The organism is Paraburkholderia solisilvae, from assembly GCF_902859875.1.
Classification (GTDB): domain Bacteria; phylum Pseudomonadota; class Gammaproteobacteria; order Burkholderiales; family Burkholderiaceae; genus Paraburkholderia; species Paraburkholderia solisilvae.
Window position 1 is genome coordinate 39,900 of the sequence record NZ_CADIKF010000011.1, and the last position, 22,763, is coordinate 62,662.

Here is a 22,763-nt window from a genome sequence, read left to right on the forward strand (position 1 = left end):
GCGCAGGTGACACTGTGTTCCAGCGCGACGCACATACTGTGTTGCGTGCGCTGACTTCGCGCAGCACGCGGCGCGATGCGGCGCATCGTGCATGCACCGCGCAATCGGCATGGAGCTTGCTGTACCGGGCGTCATGCACGATCCCACCTCCCCCGCGCCGGTTGCCGGCCAGGCGGCCGCGTCCGCGGCGCGGCCGGTGTCGTCCTCGGTGTCGTCTTCAGTCACGCGCGACTGGGCCTGTCCGTTCTGCCCGCTGCTGTGCGACGACATCGAGGCTCACGTCGCCGACGATGCGACGATCACCGCTCCGGCGACCGATTGCCCGCGTCTTGCCGCCGCGCTCACGCATTACGGGTCTGCCGACCTGAACTGCCCGCCTTCGATCGACGGCCAGGCGGTCACGCTCGATACCGCATTAGCTGAAGCCGCCGATATTCTTTCGCACGCGCATCGCCCGCTATTCGGCGCATGCGCGACGGATGTCGCCGGCGCGCGCGCGCTGTACACGCTCGCCGCCGCGTGCGGCGCGACGCTCGATACGCTGCACGGCGACGCGTTGAGCGCGGCGACGCTCGCGATGCAGGATCGCGGCGCGTTCTTCACGACGCTATCCGAAGTGCGCTCGCGGGCGGACTTGCTGGTTGTGTTTGGCTGCGCGCCCGCGCAGCATCACCCGCGGTTTTACGAGCGCGCGCTGGCCGGCAATGGTGACGGTGATAGCGCTAGCGTCGCGGCATCCGCAACGGCCACGGCGCCACGCACGATCTGTTTCGTCGGCTGCCCGGTCGATCCCGCCGCGCCCCCTATTGCTGACGCACGCTGCGAATCCATCCTTGCCGATGCGTCGCCGCACGATCTGCTCGCATTGTGGTCCGCCATCGCGGAAGGCCGCCCCGCAAGCGTCTTCGAAAAGGGCATGCCGCAAACCGCACAGCTAGCGACGCAGCTCGCCACATTGATGGAACGCATCGCAGCCGCGCGCTATACGGCGTTCATCTACGAACCCGCCGCGTTGCCGCAACCTCACGCCGCGCTGCTGATCGAGGCGCTGCACCGCATCGTCAAGGCAATCAACCGCACGAGCCGCGCAGGTGCACTCGCGCTTGGTGGAGCGGACGGCGCACTGACCGTCAGCCAGACCGTCACATGGCTATCCGGCCTGCCGCTGCGCACGCACGTGTCCCGCCCCGATCGGCCGGAAGGCGCGGCGCCGCTCGACCACGATCCGTATCGCTATCGCGCCGAACGTCTGCTCGACGCGCGCGAAGTGGACGCATTGCTGTGGGTCACGAGCTTTGCGCCGCACGCGCTGCCCGCCGCGCTCGATCCCCAGGCGCCGGCCATCGTGTTCGGACCGCCGTCGCTCGCGAGCACCATCTCGCCGCGCGCCGCACGCACCGTGTTTATTCCGGTCGCCACGCCCGGCATCGACAGCGACGGTCATCTGTTCCGGCTCGATACGTCCATCGTGACGCCGCTGCATGCGGCGCGTCAAACGAACCTGCGCACCGTCGCCGCGCTGGCGACGGACCTCGCGGAACGCGTCGCCGACGCGCGGAGGCCAACATGAGTCTCACGCGGCTGACCGGCGGCACGATCTACGATCCGGCCAACGACGTAAACGGCTTACGCCGCGACATCTATATCCGCGACGGCCGCATCGTCGATGCACCCGATCACGCTGTCGTCGACCACGACTACGACGCGCGCGGCATGATCGTGATGGCGGGCGGCATCGATCTGCACTCGCATATCGGCGGCGGCAAGACGAATCTGTCGCGCCTGCTGCTGCCGGAGGACCATCGCGAAGACCGTCCGCGCGAAGCCGCCTATGAAGCCGTACGCGATGCGAACGGCCGCTATCTGCGCATGCCGTCTTGCGGCGTCTGCGCGCCGGGCACGCTTGCCACCGGCTACCGCTACGCCGAAATGGGCTACACGGCAGCATTCGAGCCGGCGATGATCGCGTCGAACGCGCGCCACGCGCATCTCGAGATGGGCGACACGCCGATCATCGATCACGGTGCCTACGTGATGCTCGGCAACGACGAACTGCTGCTGCAGATGCTCGCCGCGCAGGAAGACTTCGAGCGCGTGCGCGACTACGTCGGCTGGACGATGCATGCGAGCCGCGCGCTCGGCGTGAAGGTGGTGAACCCGGGCGGCATCTCGGCGTTCAAGTTCAACCAGCGCGCGCTCGACGTCGACGAAGCGCATGTGCACTACGGCATCACGCCGCGCGACATCCTGCGCACGCTGACGCGCGCGCTTACCGAATTGCGCGTGCCGCATCCGTTGCATGTGCATGCGAGCAATCTCGGCGTACCCGGCAATCTCGCGTCGACCATCGCGACCATGGATGCCGCCGACGGCCTGCCGATCCATCTGACGCATATCCAGTTTCACAGCTACGGCACCGAAGGGCCGCGCAAGTTTTCGTCGGGCGCGCGCGCGATTGCCGAAGCGGTGAATGCGCGGCCCAATGTGTCGATCGACGTCGGGCAGATCATTTTCGGGCAGACGGTCACCGCGTCCGGCGACACGATGATGCAGTTCCGGAACGCGCCGCTCGCGAATCCGCGCAAATGGGTGCTGGGCGACATCGAATGCGATGCGGGCTGCGGCGTCGTGCCGTTCCGCTATCGCGAGCAGAGCTATGTGAACGCGCTGCAATGGATTATCGGTCTCGAGATTTTCCTGCTGGTCGACGACCCGTGGCGCGTCTCGATGACCACCGATCACCCGAACGGCGGCCCGTTCACCAGCTATCCGCATCTGATCCGGCTGCTGATGGACAAATCGTTCCGCGATGCGCAGCTCGACCGGCTTCATCCTGAAGCGAAAATCGCGAGTGCGCTGCCGGAACTGAAGCGCGAGCTCTCGCTGTATGAAATCGCGATCATCACGCGCGCGGGACCCGCGCGGCTGCTCGGCCTCGCCGATCGCGGGCAACTCGGTGTGGGCGCCGCGGCGGATATCGCCGTCTATCGCGACGATGCGGACCGCGAGCGGATGTTCACGTCGCCCGCCTATGTGTTCAAGGACGGCGAACTCGTCGCGCGCGACGGCACGCTCGTCGCGACGCCGACGGGCGGCATTCACTACGTGTCGCCGGACTTCGATCGCGGCATCGCGCAGACGGTGCGCGCCTACAGCGACGCGAACCTCGTCGGCGGCTTCGCGCATGCGGCGATCAGCGATGACGAGATCTGCGCATGCTGCCGCGGCGGCCGGCTGCTGCCGGTCGAATGCTTCACGCACGGCGTGCGCGCCGCCGGGGTTGCCACGCCGCCCTCCGCGCCGCCGTCGCCGGCGCAGCATAAGCCTTGATCGCGAGCGAGCACATCATGCGGATCGACGGCACCCTGATCGACGACACCTTTGCGGAAGCCTTCCCGATGAAGGCGACCCGGCTCGTGATCACCGCGCATACGCCGACGTGGGCGCGCGCGGCCGCGCAGTCGCTGTGCGGCTTCGCGACATCGGTGATCGATTGCGGCTGCGAAGCGGGCATCGAGCGCGAGATCGACGCGGCCGACACGCCCGACGGCCGGCCCGGCATTGCGGTGCTGATGTTCGCGGTGTCGTCGAAAGAGCTCGCGAAGCAGATCATGCGGCGCGTCGGCCAATGCGTGCTGACCTGCCCGACCACCGCGGTCTATAGCGGCATCGATCCGCACACGAGCCGCGCGCCGCTGTCGGACCTCGCGCCGCTCGGCGGCGCGCTGCGCTTTTTCGGCGACGGCTGGCAGATTGCAAAAATGCTCGGCGACACGCGCTATTGGCGCGTGCCGGTGATGGACGGCGAGTTTGTCTGCGAGGAATCGACGGTGACCGTGAAAGCCGTCGGCGGCGGCAATCTGCTGCTGCTCGCGCGCGATATCGACCACGCGCTCGCCGCAGCCGAAGCGGCGGTTGCCGCAATGCATCAATTGCCGAATGTGATTACGCCGTTTCCGGGTGGCGTCGTGCGGTCGGGGTCGAAGATCGGCTCGAAGTATGCGGGCGCGGTCGCGTCGACCAACGACCCGTTTTGCCCGACGCTGGTCGGCGTCGCGAAGCGCACCGAATTGACGGCCGAGGTCGGTTGCGTGCTCGAGATCGTGATCGACGGCCTCACCGATGCCGACGTCGGCGCGGCAATGACGGCCGGCATCGCAGCCGCCTCCCGCGCGGGCGGCGTGCTGCGCATTTCAGCCGGAAATTATGGCGGCAAGCTTGGGCCGTATCACTTTCATTTGCGTGAACTGGCCGCGTCGATCGGCACGGCGGCAGCGGTGGCGGCAGCGGGGCCTCGAGCAGGATCCCAGTCAGGTCCGCAGTCAGACCCTCCGTCAGGCCCCCAAGCGGGCGACGGCACGCCCGGGCCCGACGATGGCGGGAGCACCCGATGAGCACCACGACGCTGCGCATAAAAGCGGCGCCGGGCTTTCGCGTCGACGGCTCGGCGCTGCTGCCGGCCGCGCTCGCCGCGCAATCGACGGCGGACGTGGCCCGTATCGTGCTGCGTGCAGGCAATGACACATGCGCAGCCGGCGATCTGTTCGACATATCGCGCAGCGATCGCGACGCGGCAAACGGCGCGAAAGCGACGCTGGTCATCGACGGCGACGCTGGCTGGCTCGACCGCATCGGCGCGCAGCTCGCCGACGGACACCTGCACGTGACCGGCGCCGCGGGCGACTACACAGGCTTGCGCATGACGGGCGGCGCGTTGCATATCGGCGGCAGCGCGGGCGCATTTACCGGCTGCGAGATGCGCGGCGGGCAGCTCGGCGTCGCGGGCAGCACCGGCGACTTTGCCGCCGGCGCGCTGCCCGGCGATATCGAAGGGATGACCGGCGGCACGCTCGCGGTAGGCGGCGATGCCGGCGCGCGCCTCGGCGACCGGATGCGGCGCGGTGTCGTGCTGGTCGGCGGCGATGCGGGGGATTTTGCCGCCTCGCGTCTCGTCGCCGGAACGATCGGTATTGCAGGCCGCATCGGCGCGCACCATGCGTATGGCATGCGGCGCGGCACGTTGTTCCTTTTGCGCGAACCGGAACGCATGCCGCCCACGTTTGCCGAGGGCGGCCGCGGTTTCGACGTGTTCTGGGCGCTGTTCGCACGCGCGCTCGCCGCACTGCGCGAACCGCTCGCGACGACAGGCGCGGCGGCGCTGAACACGGCGCTCGCGCCGTTTTTCACGCTCGATGCGCGCGCGCTGCCGCGCCGCCTGTCGGGCGATCTTGCGGTAGACGGACGCGGGGAATTGCTGATCGCAAGCACACGCGGGTCGGGGGCACACTGAACACAAAGGATGAACCCCAGGATCGCGCTCCGGAAATGAACTCCGGCGCCCCGCAATGCACCAAAACAGCAAAGAACAAAGCGGTATGGCTGGGAGACAAACAATGAACGCAACACAGACGGGCGACGCGGTACACACGCGCAGCGCCACGAGCGAACGGTTCTCGCGGCCGTTGATCGTGCTGCACTGGCTGATCGGCGTCGCGATCATCGCGATGATCGCAATCGGGCTGTATATGGTCGGTTTGCCGCGCGGCCTGGCTTTCAAGTCGTCGCTGATCAACTTTCACAAGTCTCTGGGCATGACGATTTTCCTGCTTGTGCTGATTCGCATCGTGGCGCGGATGGTCTATGGCAGACCGCCGATGCCGCCGATGCGAGCGTGGCAACGCGCCGCCGCGAGCGCTACGCAGGGCCTTTTATACGTCGCAATGGTGGTGATGCCGGTGACCGGCTATCTGGGCTCGTCGTTCAACAAATACGGCACGCGTTTCTGGGGCGTGTTGCTGCCGCAGTGGGGATGGGACGACAAGGAACTGCGCCATTTCTGGTTCACGATTCACGAGATCGCCGCGTGGGTGTTGATCGCATTGGTCGTGCTGCATATCGCCGGCGCGCTCAAGCACCAGCTGGTCGACAAAGACGGATTGATGCGGAGAATGCTACCTTGATAGATATGACGTTTGCGCCTGGTTGGGCACACAACGAACGTTGGAACGGACGATGAAAATCAGAGTGCTCGGTTCATCGGCGGGCGGCGGCTTTCCGCAATGGAACTGCAATTGCCGTAACTGCACCGGCGTGCGCAACGGCACGATTGCGGCGCAGGCGCGCACGCAGTCGTCGCTTGCGGTGAGCGTCGACGGCGACGCGTGGCTGCTGATCAACGCATCGCCGGACATCCTCGCGCAGCTCGCCGCGAATCCCGAATTGCAGCCCGCGCGTCATGCGCGCGACACCGGCATCGCCGCGGTGCTGCTGATGGACGCGCAAATCGATCACGTCACAGGCCTGCTGATGCTGCGTGAACACAACGCGCCATTGCCCATCTACGCGACCGACGCGGTCTGGCAAGACCTGTCGACGGGCTTTCCGGTCGCGTCGATTCTCTCGCATTACTGCGGCATCGAGCGCCATACGATCGCGCTCGATGCGGCGCCGCTCGAAATTGCCGCGCTGCCCGGCGTGCGCATCGAAGCCTTGCCGCTATCGAGCAAGGCGCCGCCGTATTCGCCGCACCGCACCGCGCCGGAACGCGGCGACAACATCGGCCTGCTGCTGACGGCCATCGATTCCGGCAAGCGCGCGTTCTACGCGCCCGGCCTCGGCGCGCTCGAACCGCATGTGCGCGACGCGATGCGCCGCGCGGACCTGCTGCTGGTAGACGGCACGATGTGGACCAACGACGAAATGATCGAACTCGGCCTCTCGAAGAAGACCGCGGCCGATATGGGCCATCTCGCGCAATCCGGCCCGGGCGGCATGATCGACGTGCTCGATGCGCTCGATCGCCCCGGCGCGCGCAAGGTGCTGATCCACATCAACAACACGAACCCGATTCTGATCGACGACGGGCCCGAGCGGCACACGCTCACGCAGCACGGCATCGAAGTCGCGCGCGACGGCATGACTTTCGAACTCTGAACAGACGAAGCAAGGGTACCCTGGATGAACAGCACAAGCGCAACACGCGCCCCCCACCCACGCACACCTGATTCCGGCGCGGCATGGACCCGCGACGAATTCGAAGCGCAGTTGCGCGCGAAAGGGCAGGCTTATCACATTCATCATCCGTTCAACGTGAAGATGAATAGCGGTGGCTGCTCGCGCGAGCAGATTCGCGGCTGGGTCGCGAACCGCTTCTACTACCAGATCAACATTCCGCTGAAGGACGCGGCGGTGCTGTCGAACTGCCCGGACCGCGAAACGCGGCGCCGCTGGGTATTGCGCATTCTCGATCACGACGGCTATGGCGACGACGAAGGCGGCATCGAGACCTGGGCGCGCCTTGGCGACGCGGTCGGCCTGTCGCGCGACGAACTGTGGTCGCTCGAACATGTGGTGCCCGGCGTGCGCTTCGCGGTGGACGCGTATGTGAACTTCGCGCGCCGCGCGCCGTGGCAGGAAGCGGTGTGCTCGTCGCTCACCGAAATCTTCGCGCCGCAAATTCACAAGGACCGCCTGTCGACGTGGCCGACGTACTACCAATGGATCGAGTCGTCCGGCCTCAGCTATTTCCGCTCGCGCATCTCGCTTGCGCAGCGCGACGTCGAACACGGGCTGGCGGTCACGCTCGACTATTTCCGTACGCGCGAGCAGCAGGAACGCGCGCTCGACATCCTGCAATTCAAGCTCGACATTCTGTGGTCGATGCTCGACGCGATCGAAAAGGCCTTTCCGGTATGAACGACACAAACCCCGCGAACCCCGCTACACACGACTCGCAGCAAGGCGCCGCGCGCCTGAAACTGAACCGGCTGTTCCGCATGCAGTGGGAACCCGCCCAGGACGCGCACGTATTGCTCTATCCGGAAGGGATGGTGAAACTGAATCAAAGCGCGGCCGAGATTTTGCGGCGCTGCGACGGCACGCGCGACGTCGCGGCGATCGTCGCCGATCTCGAACGCACCTTCAACACGACCGGCATCGCGCCCGAGGTCGAGACGTTTATCACCCATGCCGTCGAGCGCGGCTGGCTGGAGCAGCAGCATGACTGATCTTTCGGTTGCGGCGCAACATATGCCCGAGCACACCGCGCAGTCCGGCATCGGGCCGCCGCTGTGGCTGCTCGCGGAATTGACGTACCGCTGCCCGCTGCACTGCGCGTTCTGCTACAACCCGGTGAACTACACGGACCAGCAGAGCGAACTCGATACCGCGCAATGGCTGCGCGTATTGCGCGAAGCGCGCGCGCTCGGCGCCGCGCAACTCGGTTTTTCCGGCGGTGAGCCGCTGCTGCGCGACGACCTCGAAGAACTGGTCGCCGAGGCGCGCCAGCTCGGGTTCTATACGAACCTGATCACATCGGGCGTCGGCCTCACCGACAAGCGGCTCGGCGTACTGAAAGACAACGGCCTCGACCATATCCAGCTGTCGTTTCAGGACTCGACACAGCAACTCAACGATTTCCTCAGCAGCACGCGCACCTTCGACCTGAAGAACCGCGTCGCGCGCTCGATCAAGGCACACGGTTTTCCGATGGTGCTCAACTGCGTGCTGCACCGCTACAACCTGCCGCACGTCGACAAGATCATCGATATGGCGCTCGCGATGGGCGCCGAATATCTCGAACTCGCGAACACGCAGTACTACGGCTGGGCGCACACGAACCGCGCGCAGTTGATGCCGACCGAGGAGCAGTTGCGCGAAGCCGAAGCGGTCGTCGAACGGTATCGCAAGGAGATCGGCAACCGCTGCAAGATCTTCTTCGTCGTGCCCGACTACTTCGAAACGCGGCCGAAACGCTGCATGAACGGCTGGGGGTCGGTGTTTCTCGGCGTAGCGCCGGACGGCGCCGCGCTGCCCTGCCATTCCGCGCGTTCGCTGCCGGGGCTCACATTCCCGAACGTGCGCGACATGTCGATTGCCGATATCTGGCACAAAAGCGACGCGTTCAATCGATTCCGCGGCTTCGACTGGATGAAGGAACCGTGCCGCAGTTGCGAGGAGAAGACCCTCGACCTCGGCGGCTGCCGCTGCCAGGCGTATCTGCTGACGCAGGATCCGGCCAATGCGGACCCGGTATGCGACAAATCTCCGCATCACGAATCGGTCGTGCGTGTGGTGCGCGAAGCCGCCCAACGTGGCGCCGGCGGCGGCGTGGCGCTCGCGCCCGATGAACAGCCGGTGATTTTCCGCAACGACGCGAATTCGCGAAAACTCAGTGGGCAAATAAGCGGGCAAATAAGCGGCCAACCGAACACACCAACGCCCGCCGCGACGGATAAAACCAGCGATCAGGGAGCGCGCAGATGACCCCCACCGATATCTCCGTGTTGCTTGTCGACGATCACGCCGTCGTGCGTGAAGGCTATCGGCGCCTGCTCGAACTGAGCCCCGACGTGCGCGTGGCCGGCGAGGCAGGCGACGCCGCGCAGGCGTATCAGCGTTTCTGCACGCTGCAACCGGATGTGGTGGTGATGGACCTCGCGCTGCCCGGCGCGAGTGGAATCGAAGCGATGCGGCGGATGATCGCGCGCACGCCCGATGCACGCGTGCTGATTTTCAGCGTGCATGAGGAAAGCCTGTTTGTACGCCGTGCACTCGACGCCGGCGCGAGCGGTTACGTGACCAAGGCGAGCGCGCCGGAGGTGCTGGTCGAAGCGGTGCGGGCAGTCGCGCGCCGCGTGCGCTATCTGAGCACCGACGTGTCGCAGACGCTCGCACTGCGGACCATGTTCAGCGAAGGGCCGCCTGGACGCCAGTTGTCCGCGCGCGAGTTCGAGGTGCTGCGGCTGCTCGTGCAGGGCTATACGCTGCCGGTTATCGCGGAGCGGCTCGGGCTCAGCCAGAAAACCGTTGCGAACCACCAGTCGGCAATTCGCCAGAAATTCGGAGCGAACAATGGCGTGCAGCTCGCGCAAATGGCGAGCCGGCTCGGCCTTCAGTTCTCCGATCTGACCGCGTCCGGAGGTTCGATCGGCGCACTCGGCTCGTCGCTGGGTGCGCCGCTCGGTTCAGGCACGCCGGCCTGACACGGCAGGCGCGCGCAGAGCATAAAGCCGTCGCCCGGACGGCTCGCGAGATGAAACTCGCCGCCGAGCGACTCGACGCGTTCGCGCATGCCGATCAGCCCCAGCCCCGCGCGCGGCTGCCATAAGTCGGCGCCCGGTCCATCATCGGCAACCGTGACGACGATTTCGCCGTGACGCTCGCCATCGGCCGGCGTGCGCACGAGATAGATTTCGACTCGCGACTCACGCGCGAACTTCGACACATTCGTCAAAGCCTCCTGCACGAGCCGGTAGAGCGTGACGTTCAGCGCATCCGCGAGGCCCGTGAAGTCGCCGTCGACGGTCAACGCGAACGATGCATGCGGCAACCGCGTGCGCCAACCGTCCACACAGTGCTCGACCGCGCTCGGCAAGCCGAGTTCGTCGAGGCCGATCGGACGCAGCCGGCGGATCATCCCGCCGATCTGCCGGTACACGAAGCTTGCGCTTTGCATCACCGCGAGCGAGACCCGGTGAATTTCCGGCTCGCGTGCCGACGATAGATCGCGGATGCGCGCCGCATCGAGCGTAATCGCGTTCAGATATTGACCAAGCTCGTCGTGCAACTCGCGCGCGAGATGCCGGCGCTCCGCTTCCTGCGCTTCGATCGCCTGCGTCGCGAGACGGCGGTTCTCGGCGAGCAGCCGCTCCGCCTGTTCTTCCAGCGCACGCCGGTGCGCGAGTTCCCGCTGCGATTCCCGATAGCGGCGCCACGCAAACCACGCAAGCCCCGCAGCCAGCACACAAAGCGTGACCGGCAGTTCATCGAGCTGGAAGCGCTCGGCGCGGCGTGTCCAGCGGTACGCGAGCTCGCTGACATCGAACAGCGAACACAGCACCGCGGTAAGCATCGTGAGCACGAGCACACACGCACTATCGCGCCACGTAGCGGAGTTGAACCGCGACGAGGAAAGGGACGACCGTGACACGCCTGAGCGAACCATTTTCACGGGATGCATTGCTGTGCCGGGTGGTATCAGAAACCGATTCTACTCATCGTATGACGGGCTGCGCACTGCAATCCTGACGTTCAGGAAGGCTTCCTGAAAGTTTCGGGAAATCTTCCCGTGCGCATTCGCGCGCAGCCGTGCGACGCTTGATGCAACGAAGCGCGGTCCATGTGCCGAGGCAATCCGATGGCGCCGCAACCGGTCTTCGTGACGCGTGCAATACCTGCTCAAAAGAACAATGCTGGAGACGGCAACGATGACCACCATGCCACGTAAAGTGCCGCGCGTGCAGACGTTAAAACCCCGAGCCGCCTTGCGGCTGTCGGTGGGCGCGGTGCTCGCCGCGCTCGCGGCAAGCTCGTCATGGGCACAGACGGAAGGCGCCGCAGGCGGCACAACCGGGTCCGCCGCGGCGAGCGCTGCGGCTGCGGCTGCGCAAAGCGGCAACGCGCCGGAGAATGCGCAAGCGGTCGAGAACGCACCGCAGCAAACCGCGCAAGCTGATGCGTCTTCGACCGAGGAAACGGTCCTGCCGAATATCCTCGTGATCGGCACGACACCGCTCGTCGGCATCGGCACGCCGCTCCAGCTGGTGCCGGCGAACGTGCAGACGATCCGCGGCAGCGACCTCGTTCAGCAGAACTCGCACACGCTCACCGATTACTTCGCGAGCAACCTGCAAAGCGTCGACATCAACGACGCGCAAGGCAACCCGTGGCAGGTCGATATCAACTATCGCGGCTTCACCGCGTCGCCGGTGCTTGGCACACCGCAAGGACTGTCGGTGTTTCTCGACGGCGTGCGCGTCAACGAACCGTTCGGCGACGTCGTGAACTGGGACCTGATTCCGCAGGCCGCGATCCAGACAATTCAGCTGATTCCCGGCTCCAATCCGACCTTCGGCCTGAACACGCTCGGCGGCGCGATCGCGGTGACGACCAAGAACGGCAGGTCGAACCCCGGCGGCGAAGCGGAAATCCAGGCGGGCTCGTGGGGCCGCAAAGTCGCGCAGATCCAGCAGGGCGGCGTGATCGGCGACTCGCCTCTCGACTACTACTTCACCGCCAACCTCACCAACGACGACGGCTGGGCCGACCACAACTCGAGCCGCTTGCGCCAGGCGTTCGGCAAGCTGCGCTACATGGATTCGTCGACGACAATCTCCGTATCGGCCGGCGGCGCCGACAACACGTTGAACGGCTCGCAGACCATTCCGCGCTCGTTTCTGAGCAACTGGTCGCAGGCGTACACGTTCCCGGACACCAACGAAAACCAGCTCGGCTACTTGACCATCAACGGCTCGCACTACTTCACGCCGGACATCCAGTTGAGCGGCAACCTGTACTACCGGCACTATCGGAACGTGAACACCAGCAGCAACGTGAACGACGACTTCGACCCGGACGACGACGATGAACCGCCGGCCACCAATGCGCAATCGGTGATCGTCACGGACAGCTACGGCGCGAGCCTGCAAATGACGTTTCTGCAGAAACTGTTCGGCAAGAACAACCAGTTTGTCGTCGGCGCGGCCGCGGATCTCGCGAACTCGCACTTCACGCAGTCGGCGCAGGACGCGTTCTTCACCGACACGCGCGCCACCATCGGCGACGGGCCGTTCGTCCAGCAGACCGACGCAAAGACGCGCAACGAAAACTACGGCGTCTATTTCACCGATACCTTCTCGTTCACCGATGAATGGTCGATGACCTTTGCGGGCCGCTACAACTGGGCGCGCGCCGTGATCGGCGACGAAAGCGGCATCCAGCCGCTGCTCGACGGCCGGCATACGTTCTCGCGCTTCAACCCCGCCGTCGGCATCAACTGGAACCCGACTTCGGCCTTCACCGCGTACTTCACCTATAACGAGGGGATGCGCACGCCGACCTCGATCGAGCTCGCGTGCGCGGACCCGGCGGCGCCCTGCTCGCTGCCGAACGATTTCATTGCGGACCCGTCGTTAAAGCCGGTCATTTCGAAGACTTTCGAAGTCGGCGCGCGCGGACGCCTCGGCAGCAATACATCGTGGAGCGCCGCCGCGTTCAGCACGACGCTCGACGACGATATCCAGTTCGTCAGCAGCGAAGGCGCATCGAGCACGCTCGGCTTTTTCCAGAACGTCGGCAAGACGCGCCGGCAAGGCTTCGAATTGGCCGGGCGCACGCAATGGGGACCGCTGGGCGTCAGCGCGAGCTATAGCTACGTGAATGCGACTTACCGCTCGACGTGGACCGAAAGCAGCGCGAGCAACTCCAGCGCCGATGGCGACGGCAACATCACCGTGCACTCTGGCGACCGCATCCCGGGCATTCCGCAGAACACGGTGAAGGTTCGCTTCGACTATGCGGCAACGGCGAAGTGGAATATCGGCACCAATCTGAGTTACCGCAGCAACATCTTCGCGCGCGGCGACGAAGACAATCAGGATGTGAACGGCACGATTGCCGGCTACTTTCTGATCGATCTCGACACAACCTACAACATCACGAAACACTTCCAGGTGTTCGGCTCGATCCAGAACCTGCTGAACAAACGCTATGCGACCTTCGCGGTGCTCGGCCAGAACTTCTTCAACGGGCCGAACCATACGTTCAGCCCGGACGACATCACCAACGAGCAGTTTCTCGGCCTGGGCGCACCGCGCGGGTTCTGGGTCGGCATGCGCTACGCGTGGGATTGACGCGACAAGCAGACTTTGACGAAAGCGTAGCGGGCGGCGGCGCGACCGCCCGCATCACAGGTTTTATCTCGTCGATTCGATCGAGCCCGAGCTAGGCGGCGACGTGACGATGCCCCACGCAAGCGGCAAGTTGCCGATCTGCCCGACCGTCTGATAGTTCGTCGCGTCGAGCACATAGACCGCGTTCGAGCGGCCGCACGCGAGCATCAGCTTCTTGCCGTCCGGCGTGAAGCTGAAGTGCCAGCACCGCTGGCCGACCGGCACATCGGCGACGTGCTCATAGGTCTTCGCATCGAACACCTGCAGCGTCTTGTCCCGCGCGGCCGCGATCAGCAGATGCTTGCCGCTCGGATCGAACGCGACGCCGTACGGGCCGAGCTTGGTGTCGACGGTTTTCACCGGCTTGAGGCTCACCGCATCGAGCACGACAAACTTGCTGGTGTTCTCGAGCGTCACGACATACTGCTTGCCGTCCGGCGACATCTTGATACCGCGCGGGCGCGACCCCGCATCGAGCTTCAGCGCACGCAGCAGCTTGCCGGTGCCGGTGCGATAGACCGACACGGTGTCGTCGCCCTCGTTCGTCACGAGCATCTCGCGGCCGTCCGGCGAAAATTCGACGCCTTCGGTCTCGTGGCCGCTGACGACGGAACGGATCACCTTCATCGTCTTCAGGTCGACAATCGCAATCTCGGCTGGTGGGCTGTTGGCGTCGTCATCGTCGTGGCCGCCCTTGCCTGCCTGCTTGCCGCCTTCCTGCGCGGGTTTGCCGCCTTGCGTCGCTTCGGGCGGCGGACCGCTTTCGCCCGGCTCATACGTGACGTAGGCAAAGCCACGGTGCACGCGTACGAACTCAGGGTTTTTGCCGATCTTCACGCGCTCGACCACTTCACCGGTCGACGTGTCGATCACAATCAGTTCACCGGTCTTCCCCGCGACCAGCAGACGCTTGCCGTCGGCCGTCAGGCTCAGGCCGCGCGGGCCGCTGTTGCCAAGCGGAATGGTTTTTTCGAGCGCCATGCTGCCGAGATCGATGACGCCGACGCCGTTCGTCTCGCTCGTGACGTACGCAATCGGCGCAGCGGAGGCGTAGGCCGCGGCCGCGGCGAGCGCGGTCATGGCGCATAGCGCGGCAGCCGCGCTTTTTGTTGTGCGATGCATTGAAGTGTCTCCAGCGGTTGTTCTTGGAGCGGGACGCCAGCCGCAACGACTCGGCCGGCTTGACGCGCAGCAGCACATCCGCGGCGCACGCCCCCAATCAAGTGTGCGCATTGTGGTCAAGGTTGACAACGAAACCAGGCAGGAGTTTTTCCCGAATTCGGGCGGCTATCGCCGGTTTCAGCGGCTCCGCAAACGCATGCGGAGCACTTGCAACGAGACCTTCAATGAAAGCGCCGCGGCCTAAGATGAATCGATCACGCATGGCCGCCCGCAAGCGAGGCAATCATGGCAAACGACGCGCTGCATCACCCGACCGCATCACGCGGGTTCTTCCTGCTGACCACGTGGAATATGCACGGCCGTCGCCACCCGATACGCGTGTTCCCGCCCCTGCTCGCCTGCGCCGTATTGCTGCAACTCGGCGCATGCGGCACGACGCCCGCGCCGCCGCAACGCGCGAACTGGGAACCCGGCTGCACCGGCCCCGCAAGTTTTTGCGTGCCGTTTTTCGGGCCTTGAATGGTTTGCGCTTTAGCGTTCGCGGTTGCAGTGCTTCGACATGTTGAAAAACCGCGGCTGCTATTCGTCCGACACCGCTTCGTTTGGACTGCCGCCCCCGATTCACCGCTCCGGCTGTCGCAAGTTCAATGGATTTGCGGCAGCCGGAGCGTCACGAACATTCAAACTAAGTATCGGCTAGCGACGCGACGTTCGCGAAAATACCGGGCGCGGCAAAAGCATCGATCGCTGTGCCCGACCGGCCGGAATCTCGCCGCCATCCGGCCAGGGGTCTGAACGGCCGTCACATCAGAGAAATATAGCGGCCCTATCGTAGCGACTTTCCGCCCCAAGCTGGAGAGACGATGCGTGAAGCCGGGCATGGGTCGCGTGACGGAACGGCACGCGTCATCATGGCGAGCGCCGTGCTCAACACGATTCTTGCCATCGTGCAGGGGAGCGCGGGATATGCCGCCCACTCGTCCGGATTGCTGGCCGACGCTGTCCATGCGATGACCGACATCGGTGTCGACGTCATGCTCCTCGCCGCGTGCTGGCTGTGCCGTCTCAACGTTTCTTCCCGCAGCGCGAGGAAGAGCGACGCAATCGAGCACGTTACGTTATCGGGCGTCGGCATGGTGCTGATCGCGGCGGGCATCGACATCGCGCTGTGTACGCAGGACTGGCAGCCCGTTGCCGGGCCGCAAGCGTTGGTTGCGCTCGGCATCGCTATCTTCTCGCTGATCAGCCGCGGCCTGCTGTACCGCTGGATGGCCCAGCAGGCACGACGCAATGACTCGCCCGTTCTCACCGCCGCTTCGTGGCATGTGCGAGCCGACGCGCTGTCGTCGCTGGTCGCGACCGTCGGCATCGCGAGCGTCTGGTTCGGGTCGTCGCGTCTCGACGCGATTGCGGCCGTGCTGATCGGGCTTGTCATCGCGTACGGCGGCGTGCGCTTGAGCCTGCGCGGCATGGCCGGCCTGCTGCGCCGTTACCGGCCTGTGCGCCTGTACTTCGATGCCGAGCCGGGCCCGGCGATGCGGCCGCCGGTCGTTGCCGAAGTCGAACAACACTGATTCGACCACCGGCCTGCTTGCCTGCCTGCCGGATTCATCAAATCAACTTCCGTATCCGCCCCATCCCGCTTTCCCGCGCTACGCCGTGGGAAACAGATGCTGGTTCACGAAATCGACGAACGCTCGCACCTTCGGCGGCGTCATCCGCCCGGAAGGCCAAAGCGCGCGAACCGGAATCCGGTCGGCGGTAAATTCACGCAGCACGGCCACCAGCGATCCGTCCGCCAGTTGGGTGCGCACCGCGAAATCAGGCACACTGGTCAGCCCCAGGCCCTGCTCGGCGAGCGCGATCAGCGGCTCCACCGCGCTTGCGATCGCGGTGGACGGAAGCTCCACGTCGAATACCGCCCCCTCGCGGACGAATGCCCAACGCCTCAAGCGCCCCGATCGCGGAAAACGATGCTGCAGGCACGCGTGCGCCGCGAGCGCCTCGGGCGCGGCCGGCACGCCGTGCCGCGCCAGATACTGCGGCGAGCCGACAATCAGATGCGTGTAGTGTCCGAGCGTGCGCATCGTGAGTTGCGAATCGACGACGTCGCCGGTGCGCAGCACGACGTCGAAGCCATCTTCGATCACGTCGACCATGCGGTCGCTGAAGTCGATGTCGAGCTGCACGTCGGGATACTCGCGCATGAATGCCGACAGCACGGGCATCAGCAGCGTGCCGACCAGCGGAATGCTCACGCGCAGCCGCCCCATCGGCTTCTCGCGCGATGCCGCCAGTTCGGACTCCGCTTCTTCGACCTCGTTCAGGATGCGCGCGCAACGCGCGAGAAAAAGCTCGCCCTCGGGCGTGAGCCGCACGCTGCGCGTGCTGCGGTGAAACAGCCTCACGCCGAGACGCGCCTCGAGCCGCGCCACCGCTTTGCCGATCGCCGACGACGAAAGCCCGAGTTGCCGGCCCGCTTCCGCGAAGCTCAGTGCTTCGGCTGCACGGGTGAAGATGACCATCCCGCTCATGTGGTCCAGCGCGCCGCTCGCGCGCCCGCTTCCGGCGCTTGTCGTGGCGTTTGCGGTGGCGTTGGCGGTGGCCTTGGCGGTGGCGTTGGCGGCGTTGGCGGCGTTGGCGGCGTTGGCGCCTTTTGCCCCGGCGCTCCGTCCTGAGCCCGTTCCCGCGCTCGCCTTCCCATCTGTTTTCGCGTTCGTCCCGACGCCCGGCTTGCGTGCGGCCGTTCTTTTCTCTAACGAGGCGGGGTTGGATTTGTTCATTACGAGGCTCTCCGTCTTGCGCGGTATCGAACGCAGTGTAAGGCACATGCCGCGCTCCCCGCGCAGCAACGCATCCGGCGATTGCGGACACGCCTGTCCGAAGTGATTGCACCGGCGGACCGTTTTTCCCGCCGCGTGCGGCTCCTATATTTGCGTCAAGCGTCGCCGCGTCGCGGCATCACGCAGCAGCTTCTACTGAATCGCTCAATTGTGCGGAGAACCAAAATGTCCAGTCTCTTTTCGAAAGTCACGGTCGGCTCGTATGAGCTGGCCCATCGTGTCGTGCTCGCGCCGCTCACCCGGATGCGCGCGGAACCCGGTGCACGCCCGGGCCCGTTGATGGCACGCTATTACGCGCAACGCACGTCCCCGGGCGCACTGCTGATCAGCGAGGCGACCATCGCCGCGCTGGACGGCAACGGTTATCTGGGCGCGCCCGGTCTGTACGACGACAGCCAGATCGCCGGCTGGCAAGCCGTGACGGACGCGGTGCACGCCAAAGGCGGCACGATCTTTCTTCAGTTGTATCACGCGGGCCGTCAATCGAATGCGCAATTGCAGCCCGGCGGCGGCCGTCCGGTAGGTCCGTCCGAAGTGCCGCATGGCGGCGTTGCGTACACCGAAGCGGGCTGGGTGCCCAACACGCCTAACCGCGCGCTGGAAACAGGCGAAATTGCCGGGATTGTCGAGCGTTTCCGCGCGGCAGCGGAACGCGGTGTCAAGGCAGGCTTCGATGGCGTGGAACTGCACGCGGCCAATGGTTATCTGTTCGACCAGTTCCTTCAGGACGGCAGCAACAGGCGCACCGACGCATACGGCGGTTCGATCGCCAATCGCGCCCGCCTGCTCCTCGAAACAACGCGCGCGGTGATCTCCGTATGGGGCGCCGGCAAGGTGGCGGTTCGTCTCGGACCGAACGGCTCGTGGGGCGATATGTCCGACAGCGATCCACGCGCGTTATTCAGCTATGTCGCGAAAGAACTGGACACGCTCGGTATTGCGTATCTGCATCTGATCGAGCCGCGCATCGCGGGCAACATCGAGAATGACGCGCACGATCAAAGCCCCGTCGCGGCGAAGACGCTGCGCGCGTATTTTCACGGTCCGATCATCGCCGCGGGCGGTTTCGACGGCGAGAGCGCCGAAGCCATCGTGCGATCCGGCGACGCGGACCTGGTTGCGTTCGGCCGGCATTTCATCGCGAACCCGGACCTGCCGGAACGGCTGCGCAAACATCTGCCGTTGAACCGGTACGACCGCGCGACGTTCTTCGGTGGCACCGACGTCGGCTATACCGACTATCCGTTCCATCGCGACGAAAATCGCGAACAGCGCATTGCCGCGTGACGCCACAGGCTCGCGTCCTGCCGCGCCGCTTGCCGCGGCTTTTCTGACCCGAAGCGCCGCCCGCCGCGCGATGTTCACCTTGCGCGGCGGGCGGCTTGCGCGTTTGCCGCAACCGAACCGTGCGTCACTACGCGCCCCGTGGCTCGAAGCTCCGCCGCACGTCGCGACAAACCACATCGGAGCTCGCCGATATCGAATGCGAATGCACACCGGCTCTCACGAAATTGCCTGTCGAACCGCAGCCCCGACCTCCGGTTCGGCCGCCTTCACCGGTTTGTGCAATCTGTCCAGCAAACGGCTCGCGCACCGCTGCAGCGCCGTGCACATCACGAGGTACATCAACGCCACGAACAGAAAAATCTGCGCGGGATACACCATCAACCGGCTATTGATCTGCGTCGCAAGGAACGTGAACTCCGGCACGCCGACAATGTACGCCAGCGACGTGTCCTTCACGAGCGTCACCCATTGATTGATAAACGACGGCGCCATGATTCGCAGCGCCTGCGGCAACTGCACATAGCGCAGCGCCTGCCAGCGGGTCATGCCGAGCGACAGCGCCGCCTGCTGCTGTGCGGCGCCCACCGCCGCGAGCCCCGCATCGACCGAATGCGACAGATAAGCGCCGCCGATCAACGCCAGCGCGCACACGACGGCCGCCAGCGCCGGCACATCGATATGCAGCAACATCGGCATCAGGAAGAACGTCCAGAAGATCAGCATCAGCACCGGAATCGCGCGGAAAAAGCCGATCACCGCGACGAGCGCCAGGTGGGCGGCGCCGCGCGTCAGCGAGAGCAGAATGCCGCCCGCGAGTCCGAACAGCGCGGACAGCAGCGCCGATACGATCGACAACACAACGGTTAGCGCAGCGCCACCGAGCGGCCCATGCGGAAACGTGCCGAGCAGCACATAGCGCAGCGTCGCAAGCCATTCTTGCAGGTTCATGCTTGCCTCTGCCCTTGCGCGTGCGCGCCGATGCGGCGCCCGACCAGCAGCGCGGCCTCGATCGATGCGATTGCAACGATGTACAGCACCGTGGCTGCGCCGAACGCCTGGAACGTCTTGAACGTTTCGGTATCGACTTGCCGCGACGTATACGAAAGCTCAGCCAAACCAATCGCCATCGTCAGCGACGAATTCTTCACGATGTTCATGTACTGACCGGCCAGCGGCGGCATCGCAATACGCACCGCCTGCGGGAGGATCACGTAACGGAACGCCGCAAACGGCGAAAACCCGAGCGCCGCGGCGGCCTCGTGCTGACCGCGCGGCACGCCGCGCAGGCCAGCCCTGAATTCCTCGCCGACAAATGTCGTTGAATAGCAGGTGAGGCCGACCCATCCCGCGACGAATTCGAACGACGGCCACGCAAGCGTGACCCCGCCCGCCGCGACCGTATGTGGCGTATTGAGCCACGTCATCCACGCGGTCGGCAACAGCGCCGCGACGCCGAAGTACCAGAACAGCAACTGCACGAGCAACGGCGAATTGCGAAACGCGAGCACGTAAAGCGCCGCGGCGCGCGCCACGCCCGGTCGCCGTGCGTGCTGCGCCAATGCAAGCGCGAAGCCCGCGACGCTCGACGCGACAATCACGCTTACGCTAAGCGTCAACGTCATGATGAAGCCGTGGACAATCCACCCGACGTACTTCGGTTCCAGCCAGCCGTCCATTGCGATCTTTCCGTTCAGCTCTTTTGTGCGTCGCCGATGCGGAACAGACGCGGCAGCGGCGCACGGCTCGACGGACCGAACCACGCGTCATAGATCTTTGCGGCCGTCCCGTTCGCCTCGAGTTCCTTCAGCGTGTCGTCGACTGTGTGAAGGAGGCGCGCCTCTCCTTTCGGCACACCGACGCCTTCATAGTCGTTCGAGATGGTGAACGGCGGGATTTCGTAGTTCGCCTTGTCCGGCACATTGGCCAGCAGCGCGACAAGCTTCGGGCCGTCCTGCGTGATCGCCTGCACATTGCCCGTACGCAGCGCCGCAAAGGCGAAAGGCGTGTCGTCGTAAGCGACGATCGTTGCGCCGGGGAATTGCGCGCGCACCTGCTGTTCGTTCGTCGTGCCTTTGTCCGCGCCGATACGCAGTCCATTCAGCTGTTGCGGCGAGGTGAGCGCGCCTTTCTTCGCGAGAAACTGCGTACCCGACGCGAAATACGGCGTGCTGAAGTCCACTTCTTTCCTGCGTTCGTCGGTGATCGTGAAGTTGGCGAACACCAGATCGACCTTGCCCGACTTCAGGAACGCAATGCGATTGGCCGGATTGGTCGGCTGGATTTCGAGCTTTACGCCAAGCCGGTTCGCGACGGCCCGCGCATAGTCGACGTCGAGCCCGACAATCTGACTGGACTTCGGATCGACAAAGCCGAATGGCGGATTGCTGTCGAACGTCGCGACACGCAATACGCCCGCTTTCTTGATGTCGTCGAGCCGGTCGGCGTGCGCGACACTGGAAAAAGCGAGCAGCAACCCCGTCAGTGCCGCAGCGAGCGTTTGAATTTTCATTGTTAAAGATTATTTGGCAGCGTTCATGGGCGCCACGGGCGCGAGGCATCGTACTTGTGCTGCCCGCTAATTTCCGTGGCGGCGAGCCGCGACTTTAGCAAGTCGCACACACGTAAGTGAACGAACAAATCGTCACGTGCTAAGCGTGCAGGATCATATGCGCGCCGCTTCTTTCGTTCTGACTTTTTGTTATTTTTCGCCGCAGACCACTCCGGCCTACAGTAATCGATCGGGGTTCAATCGATACAAAGGACGGCCCATGTCACACGGTTCGAAAACATCGCTCGCGGTCATGGGCAAATACGCGTTCAGGTTCGCAGTCAAACGCGCGCTCAAAGGCGCTTTCACCGCCTGTGCGGCGCTCACGCTGCTCATTGCGGCGCCGACCGCCGCGCTCTGCGCCGCCAGCGCGCCCGCGCCCGCCGAACTGAAGCTCGACTATGCGTACTATTCGCCCGAAAGCCTCGTGATCAGGCGTAACGGTTGGCTCGAACAGGAGTTCGCGGCCGATCACACGAAAATCGATTGGGTGCTGAGCCTCGGCAGCAATCGCGCGCTCGAGTATCTGAATAGCGGTGCAATCGACATCGGTTCGACCGCGGGCCTCGCCGCGGTGCTTGGTAAAGCGAACGGCAATCCGATCCGCACCGTCTACATTTTTTCGCGCCCCGAGTGGACCGCGCTGGTGGTTCGCAAGGACTCGCCGCTCAAGACGATCGCAGACCTGAAAGGCAAGAAGATCGCCGCCACGAAGGGCACCGATCCCTATCTGTTCACGTTGCGTGCGCTGCATACGGCCGGTCTGTCGCGCGATGACGTCGAGATCGTCAACCTGCAACATCCCGATGGGCGCACCGCGCTCATCAACGGACAGGTCGACGCGTGGGCCGGGCTCGATCCACATATGGCCGCCGCACAAATCGACAACGGCGCCCGTCTGCTCTATCGCAATGTCGACTTCAACACATGGGGATTCCTGAACGCACGCGAAGATTTCATCGCGAAGTACCCCGACACGGTTGCGCGCGTGCTGAAAGTGTATGAACGAGCGCGGCGGTGGATCGGCACGCATCCGGACGAAGCCGCAAGCATCGTCGCCGAAGATTCGAAAGTGTCGCTCGCGGTCGCGAAGCTGCAACTGAGCCGCACGGACTTTAGCCAGCCGCAACCGGGCGCCACGCAGATCGCCGCATTGAAGGCCGCGGCGCCGGTACTCGTGCAGGAACAACTCGTCAAGCCGGGCACGGATCTGAATCAGGTGATCGATGCGTTGATCGACGTGCGCATCGCACAACCGGTGATCGCGTCCGCCGGTTCGGAATAGGACAAACC

The 22,763-nt window shown here is 64.9% G+C and carries 22 protein-coding genes; 16 read left to right on the plus strand and 6 right to left on the minus strand.

Annotated elements, in window-relative coordinates:
- The first annotated feature begins 133 nt into the window (after nt 1-133).
- The 10 genes from HV675_RS09155 to HV675_RS09200 all read left to right on the plus strand — a co-directional run bounded on the left by HV675_RS09155 (nt 134) and on the right by HV675_RS09200 (nt 9,983).
- Nucleotides 134-1,570, plus strand: coding sequence for a molybdopterin-binding domain-containing protein (locus HV675_RS09155; RefSeq protein WP_175110658.1), 1,437 nt, complete (start codon nt 134-136; stop codon nt 1,568-1,570).
- Entirely contained in the window at nt 1,567-3,330 is a 1,764-nt protein-coding gene (locus HV675_RS09160) for a formylmethanofuran dehydrogenase subunit A (RefSeq protein ID WP_175110574.1), read from the plus strand. Before HV675_RS09155 ends, HV675_RS09160 begins: the two co-directional genes overlap by 4 nt.
- A gap of 17 nt (nt 3,331-3,347) precedes the next feature.
- Entirely contained in the window at nt 3,348-4,394 is a 1,047-nt protein-coding gene (fhcD, locus tag HV675_RS09165; RefSeq protein ID WP_175110575.1) for a formylmethanofuran--tetrahydromethanopterin N-formyltransferase, read from the plus strand.
- Nucleotides 4,391-5,290 carry a formylmethanofuran dehydrogenase subunit C gene (locus HV675_RS09170; RefSeq protein ID WP_175110576.1) on the plus strand — a complete coding sequence of 300 codons (900 nt, stop codon included), beginning with the start codon at nt 4,391-4,393 and terminating at the stop codon, nt 5,288-5,290. The genes fhcD and HV675_RS09170 overlap by 4 nt, the downstream gene beginning before the upstream one ends.
- A 103-nt stretch (nt 5,291-5,393) precedes the next feature.
- On the plus strand, nt 5,394-5,960 hold the full coding sequence (locus HV675_RS09175) for a cytochrome b (protein WP_175110577.1): 567 nt from the start codon (nt 5,394-5,396) through the stop codon (nt 5,958-5,960).
- A 52-nt stretch (nt 5,961-6,012) separates the two neighbouring features.
- Nucleotides 6,013-6,933: a pyrroloquinoline quinone biosynthesis protein PqqB gene (gene pqqB, locus HV675_RS09180; RefSeq protein ID WP_175110578.1), complete on the plus strand. Its 921-nt coding sequence runs from the start codon at nt 6,013-6,015 to the stop codon at nt 6,931-6,933.
- 24 nt (nt 6,934-6,957) lie between these two features.
- Nucleotides 6,958-7,695, plus strand: coding sequence for a pyrroloquinoline-quinone synthase PqqC (pqqC, locus tag HV675_RS09185; protein WP_175110579.1), 738 nt, complete (start codon nt 6,958-6,960; stop codon nt 7,693-7,695).
- Entirely contained in the window at nt 7,692-8,006 is a 315-nt protein-coding gene (gene pqqD / locus HV675_RS09190) for a pyrroloquinoline quinone biosynthesis peptide chaperone PqqD (RefSeq protein ID WP_175110580.1), read from the plus strand. The genes pqqC and pqqD overlap by 4 nt, the downstream gene beginning before the upstream one ends.
- Nucleotides 7,999-9,264: a pyrroloquinoline quinone biosynthesis protein PqqE gene (gene pqqE, locus HV675_RS09195; protein ID WP_175110581.1), complete on the plus strand. Its 1,266-nt coding sequence runs from the start codon at nt 7,999-8,001 to the stop codon at nt 9,262-9,264. The genes pqqD and pqqE overlap by 8 nt, the downstream gene beginning before the upstream one ends.
- Nucleotides 9,261-9,983, plus strand: a complete 723-nt coding sequence (locus HV675_RS09200; RefSeq protein WP_246270160.1) for a response regulator transcription factor — start codon at nt 9,261-9,263, stop codon at nt 9,981-9,983. The genes pqqE and HV675_RS09200 overlap by 4 nt, the downstream gene beginning before the upstream one ends.
- Here the strand turns inward: HV675_RS09200 and HV675_RS09205 are convergent.
- Nucleotides 9,893-10,945, minus strand: coding sequence for an ATP-binding protein (locus HV675_RS09205; RefSeq protein ID WP_175110659.1), 1,053 nt, complete (start codon nt 10,943-10,945; stop codon nt 9,893-9,895). The two genes, HV675_RS09200 and HV675_RS09205, sit on opposite strands and share 91 nt — an antisense overlap.
- Nucleotides 10,946-11,207: 262 nt before the next feature.
- On the opposite strand from HV675_RS09205, the gene HV675_RS09210 reads away from it, so the two are divergent.
- Nucleotides 11,208-13,631 (plus strand): TonB-dependent receptor, encoded by a 2,424-nt coding sequence (locus HV675_RS09210; RefSeq protein ID WP_246270161.1) that lies wholly within the window; start codon nt 11,208-11,210, stop codon nt 13,629-13,631.
- A gap of 63 nt (nt 13,632-13,694) precedes the next feature.
- Here the strand turns inward: HV675_RS09210 and HV675_RS09215 are convergent, their stop codons facing one another.
- The gene (locus HV675_RS09215; protein WP_175110583.1) at nt 13,695-14,792 is read right to left on the minus strand and encodes a cytochrome D1 domain-containing protein; all 1,098 of its coding nucleotides are present in this window, start codon (nt 14,790-14,792) and stop codon (nt 13,695-13,697) included.
- Between the two features lie 285 nt (nt 14,793-15,077).
- Here HV675_RS09215 and HV675_RS09220 point away from each other — a divergent pair, with 285 nt between their 5' ends.
- Together HV675_RS09220 and HV675_RS09225 are read left to right on the plus strand one after the other, a co-directional pair.
- A complete protein-coding gene (locus HV675_RS09220; RefSeq protein ID WP_175110584.1) occupies nt 15,078-15,311 on the plus strand; it encodes a hypothetical protein in 234 nt (77 codons plus the stop codon).
- A 344-nt stretch (nt 15,312-15,655) separates the two neighbouring features.
- On the plus strand, nt 15,656-16,366 hold the full coding sequence (locus HV675_RS09225) for a cation diffusion facilitator family transporter (protein WP_175110585.1): 711 nt from the start codon (nt 15,656-15,658) through the stop codon (nt 16,364-16,366).
- A 78-nt stretch (nt 16,367-16,444) separates the two neighbouring features.
- Here HV675_RS09225 and HV675_RS09230 read toward each other — a convergent pair whose 3' ends face one another.
- Nucleotides 16,445-17,335 carry a LysR family transcriptional regulator gene (locus HV675_RS09230; RefSeq protein ID WP_217478084.1) on the minus strand — a complete coding sequence of 297 codons (891 nt, stop codon included), beginning with the start codon at nt 17,333-17,335 and terminating at the stop codon, nt 16,445-16,447.
- Between HV675_RS09230 and HV675_RS09235 the strand changes: the two genes are divergently transcribed.
- Both HV675_RS09235 and HV675_RS09240 read left to right on the plus strand, forming a co-directional pair.
- Nucleotides 17,310-17,681: a hypothetical protein gene (locus tag HV675_RS09235; RefSeq protein ID WP_175110587.1), complete on the plus strand. Its 372-nt coding sequence runs from the start codon at nt 17,310-17,312 to the stop codon at nt 17,679-17,681. The two genes, HV675_RS09230 and HV675_RS09235, sit on opposite strands and share 26 nt — an antisense overlap.
- A 119-nt stretch (nt 17,682-17,800) precedes the next feature.
- Entirely contained in the window at nt 17,801-18,922 is a 1,122-nt protein-coding gene (locus HV675_RS09240; protein WP_175110588.1) for an alkene reductase, read from the plus strand.
- Nucleotides 18,923-19,138: 216 nt separating this feature from the next.
- On the opposite strand, the gene HV675_RS09245 is transcribed toward HV675_RS09240, so the two are convergent.
- Genes HV675_RS09245 through HV675_RS09255 form a run of 3 tightly spaced genes read right to left on the minus strand, consistent with a single transcriptional unit; the run spans nt 19,139 to nt 21,431 of the window.
- A complete protein-coding gene (locus tag HV675_RS09245; RefSeq protein WP_175110589.1) occupies nt 19,139-19,870 on the minus strand; it encodes an amino acid ABC transporter permease in 732 nt (243 codons plus the stop codon).
- Nucleotides 19,867-20,598 carry an amino acid ABC transporter permease gene (locus HV675_RS09250; protein ID WP_175110590.1) on the minus strand — a complete coding sequence of 244 codons (732 nt, stop codon included), beginning with the start codon at nt 20,596-20,598 and terminating at the stop codon, nt 19,867-19,869. Before HV675_RS09250 ends, HV675_RS09245 begins: the two co-directional genes overlap by 4 nt.
- Before the next feature lie 14 nt (nt 20,599-20,612).
- On the minus strand, nt 20,613-21,431 hold the full coding sequence (locus HV675_RS09255) for an ABC transporter substrate-binding protein (protein ID WP_175110591.1): 819 nt from the start codon (nt 21,429-21,431) through the stop codon (nt 20,613-20,615).
- A 292-nt stretch (nt 21,432-21,723) separates the two neighbouring features.
- On the opposite strand from HV675_RS09255, the gene HV675_RS09260 reads away from it, so the two are divergent.
- Nucleotides 21,724-22,755: an aliphatic sulfonate ABC transporter substrate-binding protein gene (locus HV675_RS09260; protein ID WP_175110660.1), complete on the plus strand. Its 1,032-nt coding sequence runs from the start codon at nt 21,724-21,726 to the stop codon at nt 22,753-22,755.
- Nucleotides 22,756-22,763 lie beyond the last annotated feature (8 nt).